Origin of the sequence: Longimicrobium sp., from assembly GCF_036388275.1 — a bacterium.
Taxonomy (GTDB): Bacteria; Gemmatimonadota; Gemmatimonadetes; order Longimicrobiales; family Longimicrobiaceae; genus Longimicrobium.
On the sequence record NZ_DASVSF010000107.1, the window covers coordinates 43,736 to 61,299 of the forward strand.

Consider the following 17,564-nt stretch of genomic DNA (forward strand, 5'->3'; position numbering starts at 1 on the left):
ACGGCCCATGATCCCCGACGTTCCCATCCTGCTGCTGCTGGGGCTGCTGGGCGGCGTGCTGGCGCTGGACGGAACCTCGTTCGGCCAGTTCATGCTGTCGCGCCCGCTGATCGCGGCGGGGCTGGCGGGGATCGTCACTGGCAGCCCGCACGCGGGGATCGTCATCGGCGTGCTGCTGGAGGCGCTGCAGCTGGCCGTCCTTCCCGTGGGCGCCGCGCGCTACCCCGAGGCCGCCCCGGCGGCCGTGGCCGCGGCGGGGGCGTATGCGGGGGCGGCGGTGGACGTGCCGGTGGCGCTGATGGCGGCGGTGGTCTTTTCCATGGCCTGGGGGCGCGTCGGCGGAACGACGGTGGAGTGGCTGCGGCGCACCAACGTGGGTATCGCCGTGCCGGGAGACGGGCAGCTGGTATCGCCCGGGGAATTGGAGCGCATGCACCTGAAGGCGCTGGGGCTGGACTTCGTCCGCGGCGCGGTGGTGACGATCACGGGGCTGCTGGTGCTGGGGACGCTGCTGGAAACGCTGGGGTGGATTCCCTTCCAGGAGCACTGGACGCGGCCCGCGCTGGCGCTCTCCGCCGCGGGGGCGCTGGCGTCGTCGCTGCGATTGTTCGGACGGCGCCGGCTGCCGCTGTTCTTCGCGGGCGCCGCGGCCGGGCTGGCGGTGCTGTGGCTGAAGTGAGCCCGCTGCCGCGCGGCGTGCGCCGGGCGATGCTGCTGCGCAGCTTCGCGGTGCAGGGGTCGTGGAACTACCGCACCCTCATCGGCACGGGGATGGCGTTCGTGCTGGCGCCCGCGCTGCGCCACGTGCACGCGGGCGACGCCGAGCGGCTGCGGGCCGCCGTGGCGCGCCACGCCGAATTGTTCAACGCGCACCCGTACCTGGCCACCGTCGCGGCGGGAGCCATCGCGCGGCTGGAGGCCGAGGGCGCATCCCCCGTGCTGGTGGAGCGCTTCAAGAACGCGCTGCGCGGCTCGCTAGGCTCCATGGGCGACCGGCTGGTGTGGCTGACGTGGCGCCCCGCCTGCGCGCTGCTGATGGTGGCGCTGCTGCTGGGCGGCGCACCCTGGGGGGTGGCGGTGGCGGCCTTCCTGGTTTCGTACAACGCGCTTCACCTGTGGATGCGCGTGTGGGGGCTGAACGCGGGGCTGCGCGACGGGCTGCAGGTGGCCCGGGCGCTTCGCGAGGCGCCGTTCGAGCGGCTGGGCGACTGGGCGGGGTCGGCGGGGGCCTTTCTTTCGGGACTGGCCGCGGTGCTGGCCGTGGGATGGGGGGAGACGCAGGGCATTCCGTACACCGCCCTGGGCGCCGTGGCGCTGGCGGCGGGGGTGCTGCTGGGCCCGCGCGTGCGGATCGTGGCGGGGATCGGGCTGGCTGCGCTGCTGATCGCCGGCGTGGTGCTGGCGAGCAACTCATGACCTGACAGGGGATGGAACACCAGACCGAAGTCACCATCGTCAACAAGTACGGCCTGCACGCGCGGCCGGCGGCGGAGTTCGTGAAGCTGGCCAACCGCTACCGCTCCGACGTGTGGATCGGCAAGGACGACGTGGAGGTGAGCGGCAAGAGCATCATGGGGGTGATGATGCTGGCCGCCGAGTGCGGCTCGTCCGTGCGCATCCGCGCGGCCGGCGACGACGCCAAGGAGGCGGTGGACGCGCTGGCCGCGCTGGTCAACGGCCGCTTTGGCGAGGAGTGACGGCGTGAGCGTCGTGCGCGACGGCATCCCGGCCTCGCCGGGCATCGTCATCGCCCCCGTACGGGTGCTGCGGTGGGAGGTGCCGCGCGTGCCCCATGGCGCCGTGATCTCCGAAGACCGGGTGGAGTACGAGATCCAGCGCTTCCGCGACGCGTGCGACTACGCCCGCGAGCGCATCCGCGTGCTGCAGGAGCGCACGGCGCGCACGGTGGGCGAGGTGGAGGCGCGCATCTTCGAGCCGCAGGTGCTGATGCTCGAGGACGCCGACCTGATCGACGGCACCATCGGCACCATCCGCGAAAACCACCTGACGGCCGAGCGCGCCTTCGAGTGGCGGGTGCTGGAGTGGGAGTCGGCGCTGTCGCACAGCTCGCATCCCATGGTGCTGGACCGCCTGGCCGACCTGGCCGACGTGCAGACCCGCGTGCTGCGCCGGCTGATGAACATGCCCGACCCGGACCTGGCCGCGCGGGTGGACGACGGCGAAAAGTACATCCTGGTCGCGCGCGAGCTCACGCCCTCCGTCACCGTGCAGCTGGACCCGAAGACGGTCGTGGGCATCGCCACCGACCTGGGAACGCGCACCTCGCACAGCGCCATCCTGGCCCGCTCGCTGGAAATCCCCTGCGTCGTTTCCGTCGGCAACCTGTCGGACACGGTGCACGACGGCGACGAGATGATCCTGGACGGGCGCACCGGGCGCGTCGTCCTGGCGCCCACGGAGGAGGACCGCGAGGCCTATCGCCAGCGCGACTACCTGATCCGCGAGTGGGAGCAGGAGCTGGTGCTGCTGGCGCACCTTCCGGCGGTGACGCGGGACGGGTCGAGGCTGGTGCTGCGCGCCAACATCGACCTCCCCGGCGAGTCGGACCACGCCCGCGACCACGGGGCAGAGGGGGTGGGGCTGTACCGCACCGAGTTCCTGGTCGTGGGCCGCGGCACCGCGCCGGGCGAGGAGGAGCAGTACCGCGCCTACCGGCGGGTGGCCGAGTCGTTCCCGGGCCAGCCGGTGATCATCCGCACCTTCGACCTGGGCGGCGACAAGTTCCCCGCGTTCCTGCACATGGGGCGCGAGGAGAACCCGTTCCTGGGATGGCGCGCCATCCGCGTGTGCCTGGACGAGCCCGAGGTGTTCCGCACGCAGCTGCGGGCGCTGGTGCGGGCCATGGCGCACGGGGAGATTCGCGTGATGCTGCCGCTGGTCAACGAGATCAGCGAGGTGACGCGCACCCGCGTGCTCATCGACCAGTGCATCGGGGAGCTGCGCGCCGAGGGGCACGAGGTACCCGGCGGCTACACGCTGGGCGCCATGGTCGAGACGCCCGCCGCGGCGCTGATCGCGCCGGAGCTGGCCAAGCACGTGGACTTCTTTTCCATCGGCACCAACGACCTGGTGCAGTACACGCTGGCGGTGGACCGGGGCAACTCGCGCATCGCCAGCCGCTACAACCCCTTCCACCCCGCGGTGGTGCGGCTGCTGGACTTCATCTGCCGCTCGGGAAGGGACGCGGGGATCGAGGTGGGGGTCTGCGGCGAGGTGGCGGCCATGCCGCTGGGCGCGTTCCTGCTGATCGGCATGGGGGCCTCGTCGCTCTCCGTGGGCCCGCCCGCGCTGGCGGAAATCAAGAAGGTGATCCGCTCGGTGACGTACGAGGACGCCGCCGCCGGCGTGGCCGAGGCGCTGAAGGCGTCGTCCCCCGAAGAGGTGCTGCAGGTGCTCACGGCGCGGCTGGGGCGGGTGCTGGACCTCAACAAGTTCTCGGCGTCGCTGGGGTTGTCGCGTCCGGAATGACGCACTAGGTTGGCCGGCGGAACGGCGGGTAAAAACGGTAACAACCGTCACAACGGTCGGTACGGTATCGATCCTCGCGGGGGCGCCGTTCGTGCCGGACAGTCGTTACGCAGTTACCGTGGTGACCGTCCTTACCGTAGTTACCGCAGTCGTGACACCATGATCAAAGTCCGCGTGCAGAGCCTGGGGCTCGACCAGAGCACCCAGTCGCCGGTGGTGATCCTGCAGGAGGAAGGGGGCGAGCGCGTCCTTCCCATCTGGATCGGCCCGGCGGAGGCCAGCGCCATCGCCATGGAGCTGGCGGGGATGAAGTTTCCCCGCCCGCTCACGCACGACCTGTTTCCCTTGGTTATCCGCGGGCTTGGCGGCACGCTCACCCGCGTGCTGATCACCAAGGTGCACGACAACACCTACTTCGCCGAGCTGGTGATCACCCGCGGCGACGAGATGTTCACGGTGGATGCACGGCCGTCGGACTCCATCGCCATCGCGCTCCGCACGCAGGCGCAGCTGTTCACGACGGACGACCTGCTGACGGCCACCACCATCTCCATGGCGCCGGAAAGCGACGCGGGGACGGTGGACCTGACCGGCGAGCCCGGGTCCGCCGGCGAAGGGCCGCAGCCGGGGCTGAACCCCGAGCAGCTGAAAGAGTACCTGCGCAACCTCGATCCCGAAGACCTGGGCCGGTTCAACCCGTGATCTCTATTTTCTTTCCAGAGCGGGCGGCGCGCCGGGTGGCACGCCGCCCGTTGCCGCACCTGCTGGCCGCGCTGCTGCTTGCGCTGTTCGCCGTTCCCGCCCTCGCGCAGGACGTCGTTTCCGGACGCGTGGTCAGGGGCGGCCAGGGCGTCGCCGGGGCGTCGGTGGAGCTTCACCGCGTCTCGTCCGACACCTCGGGGATGGTCGGTCGCGCCCTGTCGGGCCCCGGCGGCGCGTTCCAGTTCACCCTGCCGGCGCGCACCGACACGGCCACCTTCACCGTCTTCTTCGCCGCGGCGATGGTGGACGGCGTGCGCTACCTGGGCCCGGCGCTCCACCCCGACCAGCCCGGCGCGGGGTACGAGGTGCAGGTGTACGACACCACCTCCGCCCAGGGCGCGGTGGACTCGCTGCGCGTCACCCGGCGCGACGTGATCGCCGTCGTGGGCGTGAAGGGTGGATGGGAGATCGCCGAGGCGGTGCGGGTGGAGAACCCCGGCACCCGCACGGTCGTCGGCCGCGGCGGCACGCCGGTGTTCGGCGTCTCCATTCCGCCCGGCGCCAGCGAGTTCCAGACGGAGCAGCCGCTGGCCGGCGCCTCCGCCTCCACTGGCGGCGACGTGATGCTGGTGGGCGACCGGGTGGTGGCCGCGGTGCCGCTGGTGCCGGGCTCGCGCGACTTCCTCTTCCGCTACCGGGTGCTGGGGAGCCGCAAGCCCCTGGCGCTCCCCATCTCGCAGGCCACGGACACCCTGGCGCTGTACCTGCGCCAGCCCGCGCCCAACGTGAGCGTCGAGGGGCTGAACGACGGCATTCCGTTCGAGGCCGAGGGCGACAAGTACCTGCGGTTCACCGGCGTGCGGCTCCGTCCCGGGGCACGGGTGGCGCTGCGTGCGCGCCAGCCGGCTGGCGGGGTGGACCCGCGTTGGGTGGCGGGCGCCGCGACCGTGCTGGTGCTGGGCGCGGGGGCGTTCTTCGCCCTGCGGCGGCGCCCCGCGGCGCAGGGCTGACGGGGGCGGGAGGGGGACGTGGCGCTCACCACCACGCGGGCGCTGGTCCTCCAGTCGTTTCCGTACAGTGAAACAAGCAAGGTGCTGCGGCTGTACACGTGGGACCACGGCGTGCGCTCGGTGATGGCCAAGGGCGCGCTGCGCCCCCGCAGCCGCTACGGCGGGGTGCTGGAGCCGTTCACCGAGGGGCACGCCACCTTCTACCTGAGGGAGGGGCGCGACCTCCACACGCTCAGCGGCTTCGACCTGGTGCGGAGCCGCCAGGCGCTGGGCCGGTCGCTGGTAGGCTTTTCCGGCGCCTCGCTGCTGGCGGAGCTGGTGATGCGCGTGGGGACGGAGGACCCGCACCCCGGCCTGTACCAGGCGGTCGCCAACGCCTGGGACGCCATCGCCGACGCGCCCACCCCCGCCGAGGCCCTGGGCGCCTCGCTGACCGGCGCCTGGTCGCTCGTGTCCCTCTTCGGCTTCGAGCCGCAGGTGGACGCGTGCGTGCTCTGCGCGGGCGACGTGGCGCCGGACGAGCCGGTGAGGTTCGACGCGGTAGCGGGTGGCGTGGCCTGCACGCGCTGCCGGCAGGCGGGGCGGGTGCTGGAGGCGGAGAGCCGGGCCGAGCTGCGGGGGATGATCCGCGGGCACGTCCCGGAAGGCGGCGTGGGGCGGCCGGGAACGCACCGCGCCCTGCTGCGCGCGTTCCTCGAGGCACAGCTGGCGCACGACAAGCCGTTCCGCTCGCTGGAGCTGTTCCTGGACAGCGCGGGCGATGCGCGCGCGGCAAAAGACGGGGACGAGGGGCCGCCGGTCGCTTGACCCCGCTGGCGCGCATCGGGTAAGTTGGATGCGGAGCCCTTTTCCCCTTTGCAGGACCGCGAATCGGAGGAGCCGACACGCAACAACCTGGTGAACAGTGAGGTGCTGATGCTGCGTGCACCACCTGTTCTGCTCCTCCTGCTCGCGTGTTTCGCTTGGCTCTTTCCCCCCGATGCGCGGGCGCAGGGCGGCACCACCGCGCAGGCCGCGCAATCCAAGGGATTTCGCCTGGAGCAGAACTACCCCAGCCCCGCGAATCCCGACACGTACATCCCGTTCATCCTGGAGGGAGACCTTTTCACCGATGGAGCCCCGCGCGTGGTCTCCATGCGGGTGGTGAACATGCTGGGCCAGATCGTCGCCGTGCCCCGGGCCGTGGGGCACCCCCGGGGCGCCAACGTCCCGGTGCTGAACCTGCGCTATACCGAGCCGGGGCGTAAGGTGGCGTACTGGGATGGGCGAGACCTGAACGGCAGCCGCGTGGCGACCGGCGTGTACTTCTGCATGTTGCAGGTGGGCGACCGCACGGAGTACCTGAAGGTGATCGTCACCGCGCCCCCACGGCGCAGGTCCCGGTTCTGGCCGTTCGGCCGCCGAGGCGACTAGAGCCGGTCTGACCACGAGGTCGGGCCGGCTCTTTCGTTTGGTTCCCCCTCCCCCGGCCCCTCCCCCGCAAACCGCGCGGGAGAGGGGGGAACTTCAATCCCGATGCGACAGGGTGCCTCGCACGCGCGGGAGCCCCCTCCCCCCGGCCCCCGTCCCCCGCTGCGCAGGGGAGGGGGAGACCTGAACTGCACTTCGGCGGGCCACGCGCACCCAACTGGCGCCCTTCCCCCGCGCAGTTTGCGGGGGAAGGGTTGGGGATGGGGGGCGCCGGCCCGCGCACCCCACCCTCCGAAGAGCGCCCCACCTTGGGTCCCTGTCGGCCCGCCCTCGCGCCTCACCTGACCGCCGCCTACATTCGGACGCACAGCATCACCCATCGCCCAAGCCGCCGATCGCGCCCATGCCGATCTCCGTTCGCCTTGCCGCCGCGCCCGCGCTGGCGCTGCTCGCCGCCTCCGCCGTGCAGGCGCAGGACCTTCGCGTCCCCGACCGCAACGCTCGCGTGCGGCAGGCGCTGGAGTACGCGCGCCAGGACGAGCCGCGCACCATCGAAGACCAGATCGCCATCTGCCAGATCGAGGCGCCGCCGTTCAAGGAGGCCCGCCGCGCCGAAGACCTGCGCGCCCGGTTCGCCGCCATGGGGCTGCGGAACGTCCGCATCGACTCCGTCGGCAACGTGATCGCGGAGCGGCCCGGCGCACCCGGCGAGCCCGTCGTCGTCATCTCCGGGCACCTGGACACCGTGTTCCCCGAGGGCACCGACGTCACCGTCAGGCGCGAGGGCACCATCCTGCGCGCCCCCGGCATCGGCGACGACTGCCGCGGACTGGCCATCTTGCTGGGGATTGCCCGGGCGATGGACCAGGCGCAGGTGCGAACGCGCGGCACCATCATCTTCGTCGGCACCGTGGGCGAGGAAGGCGCGGGAAACCTGCGCGGCGTGCGCCACCTGTTCAGCCACGAGCTGAAGGACCGGGTGGACTACTTCATCTCCGTCGACGGCACCGGGCTGGGGCTGACCAAGGACGCCGTCGGCAGCCACCGCTACACCGTCACCTTCCGCGGCCCCGGCGGCCACAGCTACGGCGACTTCGGCGTGCCCAACCCGGTCCACGCGCTGGGCCGGGCCATCGCCAAGGTGTCGGAGTTCCAGGTGCCCGCGGATCCGCGGGTGACGTTCAGCGTGGGGGTGATCCAGGGCGGCACGTCGGTGAACTCCATCGCCATGAGCGCCGGAATGCAGGTGGACATGCGCTCGGTGGATGCGGGGGCACTGCAGGCCCTGGACGACCGCTTCCAGGCCGCCATCCGCGAGGCGCTGGCCGAGGAGAACGCCCGCTGGCAGTCCGGCGAGCGGCTGACGGTGTCCGTCGACACGATCGGCATCCGCCCCGCCGGGTCGCAGCCGGCCGACGCGGCCATCGTGCGCGCGGCCAATGCGGCGGGACGGTCGCTGGGCTTCGACGTGCCCGCCATCGCCAGCAGCACCGACGCCAACATTCCCATCAGCCTGGGCATTCCCGCGGTCACCATCGACGGCGGGGGCAAGGGCGGTGGCGCGCACTCCCTCGGCGAGTGGTTCGACACGGCGGACAGCCACCTGGGCACGCAGTGGGCGCTACTCTTCGTCCTGACGCTCACGGGTGTGCGATGAACATCGTGCGACTGGCGATGCTGGCCGTGGTCGCCGCGCTGGCGTTCGTTTCCCTGCGCAACCGGTACGACCTGACCACCAGCATCATCATCGTCGCCGCGGCGGGGCTGCTCGTCGCCCGGCTGCTGGCCCGCTTCGCCGCACGACGGCGGCGCTGATCGGAGACACCGTCGCTCTTTTTGTGCCCGGACTTGTCGGCCTCCCGCCGGCGTGCTACCTTGGTCCATCCACTACATACCTGGCCGGCGCCAGGGCCGCCCCGGGAAACCGCCCCGGGCTCCGGCTCACGGATCCGGCCGCCCCCTCTGCACTACCCTCATCGTGACACACCCCAGGAAACAACAGTTCCGGCCGCTGATCCGCGCAGCCGCGGGCGCCTGCCTTGCGCTGGCCGCCTGCTCTGACAGCCCCAACCCGCTCGACAGCACGCTCGAAGGCGCGAAGCAGGTCGCATACGACTACGAGATCGACCGCAGCGATTCGCACCTGTACAGCGACGTCACGACGTACAGCGAGACCACCGTCTCGTCCGATGAGCCGTTCCCCCATCCCCACACCGGCGCGTCCGTGACCTCGCTGACCGTCACGTCGCCGGTGGAGCAGGCCAGCGTCGAGGCCGGGTACGACGTGTACGGAACCACTCGCACCAATACGTACTTCCCGCCGGATCCTGAGCTGTCGGACGAGCCGGGTGAGCAGATCGCCCGGATCCTTACGATCGGCGACGCCGTGTACCAGTACGACGGGCTGGGCAACTACGTCCAGGATGAGGCGGGACTGCACGCCATCAACCAACTGGGCTCGCTCGCGAACGCCACCATCGACGGCGCCGTCCGCGACACCGATCCCGGCGAGGACCACGAACTGCAGCCCATGTACTCCGTCTCGGGCACCAGCGGGGCGGCAGCGCCCACGGCCCCGCGCGTGGACCGCCTGGCCAACGGACGCGTCCGCTTTACGCGCGACCTTACGCCGCCGGCACCCGGCCAGGGGCAGCCCCGGCTGAACGTCGCCGGCCAGAGGCAGGGCCGCGGGCGCGTGGCGCAGACGTACCGCAAGCAGGGTGCGGTCTGGATCCTGGAGGAGGTCCGCGCCGAACTGGAGCAGGGAGACGGGGGCCGCACCACGCACCATGTGCAGGTGGTGCGCTACCGGAACGTGAAGTACAAGAAGAATAAGGAGCGCGACGACGCCCGCCGCGCAGCGAAGGCCCCGGTTGGGCCGTCCAGGGTGATGTACGAGGACGAGTGCAGCGCAACCGCGCTTGTCTGCGGTGGCGGTGGCGGTGGCGGTGGCGGTGGCGGTGGTGGTGGTGGCGGTGGCGGCACGGGGGACGGGTCGGGCGGCACCACGCCCGCGGGCGGAACGCTGACGGGCGGAGGATGGTACTACACGGACTGCGAACCCTACCTGCGCACCAACTCCCGCCCTGCCCCCTCGGGAGCGTCGATCAACGTGGTCGTGCAGCACGGGTTCATGGACGCCGCGTGCTCGTACTCCGGCGGTCGCACGGGTGCCGCGCTCTACAACAACATGTACTCCGATAATATCCTTTATCCGACGCTGCCGTGGGCTGCGCGGTACCAGGACCAGGCCGCAGACCTGATGTCGCAGCTGAGCGCGCGGACGGTGCCGGCCAACAAGTACGTGATGGTGGGCTACAGCAACGGCGGCATCGTCTCGCGCCTCGTAGGTCAGAGCCGCCCGGACCTGGTGCGCGGCGTGGTAACCGTCAGCACCCCTCATCGCGGCTTGCCCATCATGAAGGTGGGGCGCGGTGCCGCCAAGATCATTCTGGAGAACAGCGGCGCCGGGCTGGCCGCGTCGTGCTCCATCCGGAGACACGCGGGGTGTAATGCATCGGACAAGCTGCGCGACCAGTTGGGCAAGGCGTCACCCTTCGGCGTCGACGAACTGGTGCCCGTCAGTGGGCAAATGGTGCCCAACACATCGTTCCACGCCGCGCTGAACAACGCCCCCGAGAACTTCCGCCGCGTGGGGATCGAGCAGCACACCCGCCAGCGCTGGGTTTGGGCGCGCGTGGTGGCCGATCTGAACTGCGCCGGGCCCGAACTGGACTGCGGCGGACGCAAGCTGGTTCGCAAAGTGGACGACGCCCACAAGGGCCTCGTTGCGGGGACGATCCTCAGCGGCATCGTGGGGATCTTCTGGACGCCTTCGGCCTACGTGGCCGGCGCCCTGTTCTATGCCACGGCCGCTCTGAACGCGATCGACGGCGCGTACGATCTCCTCACCTCGCCCTTCGACGGCAGCGACGGCGTGGTTCCGAACGCGTCCCAGCGCTACCCCGATGCCGAGCACGACGAGATCATCCAGAACGCCGACTCGCACGATGCCGCCAAGAAGAGCGACAAGGCCATCCGGCGCGTGGGCATCACTCTCGTGAACAGGTTCGGCGCCCAAGTCCCGCCGGGGTCGCCGTGGTGATGGGCGCGGCGCCCCGCATCCGGCGTATGGTGCGCCTGACGGCTCCGGCGCTCGGGCTGCTCCTGTGCACCGGGTGCAGCGACCTCCTGGGCGGCGGCCGCGCCCAGGACTGGCTGGCCTGGACCATCCCGCACGGGTCCAGCCACGCCGCGCTGGCGCCCGTGGGCGGGCTGCTGCTGGTAGAAGCCGGACCGGGCGTAGTCGCGCTCCGGCAGTCCGACGGCTCCGAGGCGTACCGGACCACACTGGACCGGACGTCCGCCTCCTCCCGCATCTGGGTGCAGGGCGACCGTGCGTACTTTACACCCGGTGAAGACGTGTACGCGGTAGAGGCCGCCACCGGGGCGGTGTTCTGGCACGCCGCGCTGCCGTCTTCGGCCGACTACTCGCACAACACGGCCGACGAGCGCGCGGTGTACGTGGGAATGCGCAACCGGCGGGTCGTTGCGCTTTCCGCGGCGGACGGCGCCCAGCTGTGGGAGGTGGACGTGGGGCTAGGCTGGGTGTTCGCCTCTCTGATCACCGGCATTTCGGTTGCGGGCGACACCGTGTACGTGGCCGTACGCCGGCACATGGACGATGGCGACCTCCTGCAGAGGGCCGTGGTGGTGGCGCTGGACCGGCACTCCGGGCGCGAGATCTGGCGATACGAGGGCGGCGGCCCGCACGCCAACGTGATTGACGCGCCCACGGTGGCGGGCGATTTTCTGGTGCTGAGCGACGAGTACACGAACACGTTCTTCGCGCTGGACCGGGCAACCGGCCGCGAGGCGTGGCGGGTGCAGGGGTTGCGGGGGTACGTAGGTCCGTACAACCGGCCCCGGGTGGCGGATGGCGTCGTATACGCGGGTATGGGTGACACGCACGTGTGGGCCGCCGACCTGCGCACCGGAAAGGTGCTCTGGAAGACGGCCACCGGCAGCAGCATCTACGCCGTCGAGGTGTGCGGAGAGCGAATCGTCGTCAACGATGACGACATCGAGATCCTGGACCGCCGCACGGGCCGACACCTGGGATACGCGCTACGGTCCACTGACGCGGTGTTCGCGACCAGCGACGTGGTCGTCTCCGGAATGCGCGCCTTCGTCATCGGCAACAAGGCCAGCTACGCAATCGACTGCGGCTGACCGGGGGCCGTGTTTCATCCGGAAGCCCTGCACGGTTCCTTGCGTGCGGGGCTTCCGTCCGTTTGGAACTTGGCTTGACCCGTCCTGTAGACTCAGGTAGAATCCGCGTTCTGCCCCGTGCCTGGTATGGAGACGAGAAAGCGAATGGCCGAGCCGCTGCCGCCGCAGTACAACCCGCAGGAAAACGAAGACGCCCTCTACCGCTGGTGGGAGGAGCAGGGATTCTTTCGTGCTGACGCGGCGTCGGAGCGCGAACCGTACGTCATCGTCATTCCCCCGCCCAACGTCACGGCCATGCTGCACATGGGGCATGGCCTGAACAACACCATCCAGGACGTCCTGATCCGCTGGCGGCGCATGCAAGGCCGCGAAGCGCTCTGGCTGCCCGGGACGGACCACGCGGGGATCGCCACGCAGAACGTGGTGGAGCGGCTGGTGGCCAAGGAGGGCAAGACCCGGTACGACCTGGGCCGCGAGGCGTTCGTGGGCCGCGTGTGGGAGTTCGTCCACGAGACGGGCGGCGTCATCCTTCAGCAGCTGCGGGCCATCGGCGCCTCGGCGGACTGGACGCGCACGCGCTTCACGCTTGACGAAAGCCTGTCGCGCGCCGTGCGCGAGGTGTTCGTGACCCTGTACGAGAAGGGGCGCGTCTACCGCGGGCACCGCATCATCAACTGGTGCCCGCGCTGTCTGACGGCGCTTAGCGACGAAGAGGCCGAGCCGGCGGAGACGCAGGGCAAGCTCTGGCACCTGCGCTATCCGCTGGCCGACGGCGCGGAGGTCCCCGGCCTGCCGCGCCTGCCGGACGGGCGCCAGTACATGACCATCGCCACCACCCGGCCGGAGACCATGCTGGGCGACACCGGCGTGGCGGTGCATCCCGGCGACGAGCGGTACGCGGCGCTGGTGGGGCGCGAGCTGGAGCTGCCGCTCACGGGCCGCCGCATTCCCGTCGTTGCGGACGAGTACGTGGACCCGGAGTTCGGCTCGGGCGCGGTGAAGCTTACGCCGGCTCACGACCCCAACGACTTCGAGGTGGCGCAGCGCACGGGCGTGGCCACGCTGAACGTGATGACGCCCGAGGCCGCGATCAACGACGAGGCGCCGGAGCCGTTCCGCGGGATGGACCGCTTCGAGGCGCGGCGCGCCGTGGTGACCTCGTTCGAGCAGCTGGGGCTGCTGGACAAGGTGGAGGAGCACACCCACGCGGTGCCGCACTGCTACCGCTGCGACACCGTGGTGGAGCCGCGCCTTTCCGAGCAGTGGTTCGTCAGCATGAAGCCGCTGGCCGAGCCGGCGCTGCAGGCGTGGCGCGACGGCCGGGTGCGCTTCCATCCCGAGCGCTTCGGGCGCACGTACGAGCACTGGCTGGAGAACATCCGCGACTGGTGCATCAGCCGCCAGCTGTGGTGGGGCCACCGCATTCCCGTGTGGTACTGCGGTGACTGCGGCGAAACGATCGTGGCACGCGAGGATCCCACGTCGTGCACCCAGTGTGGCGGCGCGCGGCTGGAGCAGGACCCGGACGTGCTCGATACCTGGTTCAGCTCGTGGCTGTGGCCGTTCAGCACCATGGGATGGCCGGAAGACACGGCCGACATGGGGAAGTTCTATCCCAACAGCACGCTGGTGTCGGGGCACGACATCCTGTTCTTCTGGATTTCGCGCATGATCATGGCGGGGCTGGAGTTCCGGGGCGAGGTGCCGTTCCGTGACGTGTACCTGACGGGAATGGTGCGCGACCACCTGGGACGAAAGATGTCGAAGTCGCTGGGCAACGGCATCGACCCGCTGGTGGTCAAGCAGCGCTTCGGAGCCGACGCGCTGCGCTACACCGTGGTCAGCGGCTCCGGGGCGGGGACGGACCAGCTGCTGAATTACGAGAACCTGGACGAGACGTTCGGGCCCGGGCGCAACTTCGCCAACAAGCTGTGGAACGCCGGCCGGTTCGCGCTGATGAACCTGGGCGACGATCCCCGCGTGCCGCTGGACGAGGTCGCCGCCGACCTGGAGCCGATGGACCGGTGGATCCTGTCGCGGCTCTCAAAGGCCGTGCGCGAGGTCACCGACTCGCTGGAGCGCTTCCGGCTGCAGGACGCCGCCACCCGCGGTTACGAGTTCTTCTGGGGCGAGCTGGCCGACTGGTACCTGGAGCTGGTGAAGCCCCGCCTGCGCGGCGACATGGGCGACGCCAGCCGCCGCGCGGCACAGGCCACGCTCGCGCAGGCGCTGGACGGGGCGCTGCGCATCCTTCACCCGATGATGCCGTTCATCACCGAGGTGGTGTGGCAGAAGCTGCCCAAGGCAGCGGGCGAGGCCCCCGCGCTGATCGTGGCGCCTTGGCCTCAGCCGCGGCCGGAGTGGGAAGACGAGGCCGCCGAGCGGGCCATCGAAGAGCTGCAGGCGGTGATCGGCGCTGTGCGCACCATCCGCGGGGAATACGGCATTCAGCCCGCCGCCCGCGTGCCGCTGCGCATTCCCGGCGCGTCGGACGAGGTGAAGGCGGTCCTGGACGCCAGCCGCCGTGCGCTCCGCGACATGTGCCGCGTGGACGAGGTGGAGTTCGTGGGAGCGGATGGCGAGGTGGGCGCCAGCGCGGTGCTGCGCTCGGGGACGGAGCTGTTCATCCCCCTGGCCGGCGTCATCGACCTGGACAAGGAGCGCGCGCGGCTGCGGGACGAGATCCAGCGGCTGGACGGGCACATCGCGGGGACGGAAAAGAAGCTCTCCAACGAGTCGTTCGTCGCGCGCGCGCCGGAGAACGTGGTACAGTACGAGCGCGAAAAGCTGGCGTCGTTCGGGGACCAGCGTGGCAAGCTGGCGGAAAAGCTCCAGGCGCTGGAAGGCGCGGCGTGATGCGGGTGGAGCACCTGGCCCGCGCCGCCGTTCTCCTGGGGCTGGCGGCGTGCGCCAACGTGCAGGCGCCGCCGGGCGGGCCCGAAGACAAGCAGGCGCCGCGGCTGCTGGCCACGCGTCCGGACACCATGGCCAGCCTGCAGGGGTGGACAGGCCCGGTGGTCTTCGTCTTCGACGAGGAGCTGGCCGAGCAGGGCGTGGAGGACGCCGTGTCGCTGAGCCCCGTCCGCGGCCGGGTGGCGGTGGACAAGGAGGGCGACCAGATCGTGATCCGCTCGCGTGCCGGGTGGGAGCGGGGGCAGATCTACCAGGCCGAGGTGGCGGCGGGGATCAAGGACCGCTTCGGCAACGCGCGTACGGAGCCGATCCGGCTGGTGTTCAGCACGGGACCCGCCATCCCCGACACCCGCGCGTCGGGGGCCGTCGTCGAGCGGATCACCGGAAACCCGGGGCAGCAGACGCGGGTGGATGCGGTGCGCCTTCGCGACTCGCTGACGTACACCACGCGGACGGACAGCGTTGGCCGATTCGAGTTCCGGCAGGTTCCCGAGGGCGAATACCGCGTGATCGCCTACCGCGACGCCAACCGCAACGGCCGGCCGGACCCGTTCGAGGCGCGCGACACGGCGCGGCTGACCTTCGCTACGGGCCAGGCACCCACCGCGCGCCTGGCGACGCTGCTCCCCGACACCACGCCCCCGGTCGTGCGCTCGGCGACGATCACGCAGGGGTGGGTGGAGGTGCGCACGGACGACTACCTGGACCCCGAGCAGCCGTTGTCGGCCGCGCAGGTGGCCGTGATAGGCCCCGACAGCGTTCCTGTCGCCATCGCCGAGGTGCGCGTGGGCGCTCCGCCCGCCCCACGCGACACGACCGATGCGGTCGACGCGGACAGCGCGGCGCCAGCGGGGGCGGCGGGCACAACCCGTCAGCCCCCGCGCGCGGACAGCGCGGGAGCAGCGGCCGCCCCGCCGCGTGGTCCGCTTCCCGCGCAGGCGCTTTTCGTGCGGCCCTCCTCGCCCCTGCAGCCCGACACCGTCTATGTCGTGCGGGTGACGGCGGTCCGCAACATCAACGGGCTGGTGGGCAGCGGCCAGGCGCGGCTGCGCACGCCGGAAGCGGCTCCGGCTCCGGCACCGCGGGTGGGAACGGACTCCGCTGCGGCCGGGAGCGGCACGCCCGCTCGGCCGGGTACGGCGCGGCCCGCGCCGGCCGATCCTGCGCCGGCCCCGGGGCGCCCGCGCGCCTCGCTTCCCGCGCGCGGCGCCCTGGTGCCCGCGCGCGACTGACCTGAATCGCGAACATCCTCCGTTCACCGGATCAATCGGAACCGACCATGTCCGAAAACTCGCCGCTCGCCGGTCTGTTGGCGGGGAAGAAGGGCCTCATCGTGGGTGTGGCCAACCAGAACTCCATCGCCTGGGCGTGCGCGCAGGCACTGCACGGCGCGGGGATGGAGTTGGCCTTTACCTACCAGGGCGAGCTGATGCGCGACCGGGTGATGAAGACGGTATCGTCGCTGGGCGACGTGCCCGTGTTCGACCTGGACGCGCGCAGCGACGAGCAGATCGACGCGCTCGTGGCCGCGCTGCGCGAGCGCTGGGGCAGCCTGGACTTCCTGCTGCACTCCATTGCCTACGCCCCCAAGGCCGCGATGGCCAACGCGTTCATCGAAACGCAGCGCGAAGACTTTTCCGCCGCGCACGAGATCAGCGCCTACTCGCTGGTGGCCCTGTCGCGCGCCTTTGCGCCGATGATGCCCGAGGGCGGCAGCATCGTCACCATGACCTACTACGGCTCGCAGAAGGCGGTGCCCGGCTACAACGTGATGGGCGTCGCCAAGGCCGCGCTGGAGGCCAGCGTGCGGTACTTGGCGGTGGACCTGGGCGCGCGCGGCATTCGCATCAACGCCGTGTCGGCCGGCGCTATCAACACGCTGGCGGCGCGCGGCGTGGCCCACTTCCGCGACCTGCTGCGGATCACCGGCGAGCGCGCCCCGCTGAAGCGCGCGGTGGAGCCCAGCGAAGTAGGCAATGCCACGCTGTTCCTGGCGTCGGAGCTGGCGGGCGGCATCACGGGCGAGGTGATGTACGTGGACGCGGGCTTCAACATCACGGCGGGATAAGCGCCTGAGGATTGATCTTCGGCGCCGTCCGCATATACTTCAGTAGTTGAACAACGGCGCCGCGGCCCGGAACCTGCTGGTTTCGAGAGCGTACAAGTCGTTACGAGAGCGGGTGTTGGGTGCCCGCGACCAACCTTGTGATGCGGGGTTGCAGCAATGCAGATGAGCGAGATCAGCACCGAAGCACCGGCCACTCCGGTTCTTCTTACGGCCACGGCGGCCTCCGAGGTGCGCCGGTACATCGAGGAGCAGGGCGCGGCCGAGACGGCGGGGCTGCGCGTGGGCGTGCTGCCCGGCGGCTGCTCGGGCTTCCAGTACGGCCTGAACATCGAGGACGAGGCCGGCGAAGACGACATGATCCTGGAGTCGCAGGGCATCCGCCTGTTCGTGGATCCCTTCAGCCTGCAGTACCTGCAGGGCACGGAGATCGACTACGTGTCGACCTTCCAGGGCAGCGGCTTCACCTTCAACAACCCGAACTCGGCCGGCGGCTGCGGCTGCGGAAGCTCGTTCACGGTTTGAACGACAGTGCGTGAGTGCGTTGGTGCGTGAGTGCGGAAGTTCGCACGGCGCAGGGAGGCCCGCGGAGCACATCCGCGGGCCTCTTTTCTTTTTACCGCACTAACGCACTCACGCACTGACGCACTTCCCCTCCTCCCCTTGCATTCTCGTTACGAGTATGACATATTCCTATCGTTCTCAACACGAGAACACTTAGACGACACCTGCCGCCGAGGTGA

At 70.8% G+C, this 17,564-nt stretch carries 16 protein-coding genes; all 16 read left to right on the plus strand.

The features are described from left to right. Positions 1-7: 7 nt before the first annotated feature. The 16 genes from VF632_RS23590 to erpA all read left to right on the plus strand — a co-directional run bounded on the left by VF632_RS23590 (position 8) and on the right by erpA (position 17,346). Positions 8-679 carry a PTS sugar transporter subunit IIC gene (locus VF632_RS23590; RefSeq protein ID WP_331025394.1) on the plus strand — a complete coding sequence of 224 codons (672 nt, stop codon included), beginning with the start codon at positions 8-10 and terminating at the stop codon, positions 677-679. Beyond that, entirely contained in the window at positions 676-1,416 is a 741-nt protein-coding gene (locus tag VF632_RS23595; RefSeq protein ID WP_331025395.1) for a PTS system mannose/fructose/sorbose family transporter subunit IID, read from the plus strand. The genes VF632_RS23590 and VF632_RS23595 overlap by 4 nt, the downstream gene beginning before the upstream one ends. An 11-nt stretch (positions 1,417-1,427) precedes the next feature. Continuing rightward, complete coding sequence (locus VF632_RS23600) at positions 1,428-1,697, plus strand: HPr family phosphocarrier protein (RefSeq protein WP_331025396.1); 270 nt, start codon at positions 1,428-1,430, stop codon at positions 1,695-1,697. A 4-nt stretch (positions 1,698-1,701) separates the two neighbouring features. Continuing rightward, entirely contained in the window at positions 1,702-3,489 is a 1,788-nt protein-coding gene (gene ptsP, locus VF632_RS23605) for a phosphoenolpyruvate--protein phosphotransferase (RefSeq protein WP_331025397.1), read from the plus strand. A gap of 159 nt (positions 3,490-3,648) precedes the next feature. Next, a complete protein-coding gene (locus tag VF632_RS23610) occupies positions 3,649-4,191 on the plus strand; it encodes a bifunctional nuclease family protein (protein ID WP_331025398.1) in 543 nt (180 codons plus the stop codon). Then, positions 4,188-5,201: a hypothetical protein gene (locus VF632_RS23615; protein WP_331025399.1), complete on the plus strand. Its 1,014-nt coding sequence runs from the start codon at positions 4,188-4,190 to the stop codon at positions 5,199-5,201. The genes VF632_RS23610 and VF632_RS23615 overlap by 4 nt, the downstream gene beginning before the upstream one ends. Positions 5,202-5,219: 18 nt before the next feature. Beyond that, positions 5,220-6,008 carry a DNA repair protein RecO gene (gene recO, locus VF632_RS23620; RefSeq protein WP_331025400.1) on the plus strand — a complete coding sequence of 263 codons (789 nt, stop codon included), beginning with the start codon at positions 5,220-5,222 and terminating at the stop codon, positions 6,006-6,008. 90 nt (positions 6,009-6,098) lie between these two features. Then, complete coding sequence (locus tag VF632_RS23625) at positions 6,099-6,614, plus strand: hypothetical protein (protein ID WP_331025401.1); 516 nt, start codon at positions 6,099-6,101, stop codon at positions 6,612-6,614. Positions 6,615-7,014: 400 nt separating this feature from the next. Next, positions 7,015-8,268 (plus strand): M20/M25/M40 family metallo-hydrolase, encoded by a 1,254-nt coding sequence (locus VF632_RS23630; protein ID WP_331025402.1) that lies wholly within the window; start codon positions 7,015-7,017, stop codon positions 8,266-8,268. Beyond that, complete coding sequence (locus VF632_RS23635) at positions 8,265-8,426, plus strand: hypothetical protein (RefSeq protein ID WP_331025403.1); 162 nt, start codon at positions 8,265-8,267, stop codon at positions 8,424-8,426. Before VF632_RS23630 ends, VF632_RS23635 begins: the two co-directional genes overlap by 4 nt. A 163-nt stretch (positions 8,427-8,589) precedes the next feature. Next, complete coding sequence (locus VF632_RS23640) at positions 8,590-10,716, plus strand: alpha/beta hydrolase (RefSeq protein ID WP_331025404.1); 2,127 nt, start codon at positions 8,590-8,592, stop codon at positions 10,714-10,716. 26 nt (positions 10,717-10,742) lie between these two features. Continuing rightward, on the plus strand, positions 10,743-11,843 hold the full coding sequence (locus tag VF632_RS23645) for a PQQ-binding-like beta-propeller repeat protein (RefSeq protein ID WP_331025405.1): 1,101 nt from the start codon (positions 10,743-10,745) through the stop codon (positions 11,841-11,843). 144 nt (positions 11,844-11,987) lie between these two features. After that, positions 11,988-14,699 carry a valine--tRNA ligase gene (locus tag VF632_RS23650; protein WP_331025406.1) on the plus strand — a complete coding sequence of 904 codons (2,712 nt, stop codon included), beginning with the start codon at positions 11,988-11,990 and terminating at the stop codon, positions 14,697-14,699. Beyond that, positions 14,699-15,988: an Ig-like domain-containing protein gene (locus VF632_RS23655; RefSeq protein WP_331025487.1), complete on the plus strand. Its 1,290-nt coding sequence runs from the start codon at positions 14,699-14,701 to the stop codon at positions 15,986-15,988. Before VF632_RS23650 ends, VF632_RS23655 begins: the two co-directional genes overlap by 1 nt. A gap of 47 nt (positions 15,989-16,035) precedes the next feature. Further along, positions 16,036-16,824 carry an enoyl-ACP reductase gene (locus tag VF632_RS23660; protein ID WP_331025407.1) on the plus strand — a complete coding sequence of 263 codons (789 nt, stop codon included), beginning with the start codon at positions 16,036-16,038 and terminating at the stop codon, positions 16,822-16,824. A 162-nt stretch (positions 16,825-16,986) separates the two neighbouring features. After that, positions 16,987-17,346 (plus strand): iron-sulfur cluster insertion protein ErpA, encoded by a 360-nt coding sequence (erpA, locus tag VF632_RS23665; protein WP_331025408.1) that lies wholly within the window; start codon positions 16,987-16,989, stop codon positions 17,344-17,346. The last annotated feature ends 218 nt before the right edge of the window (positions 17,347-17,564 follow it).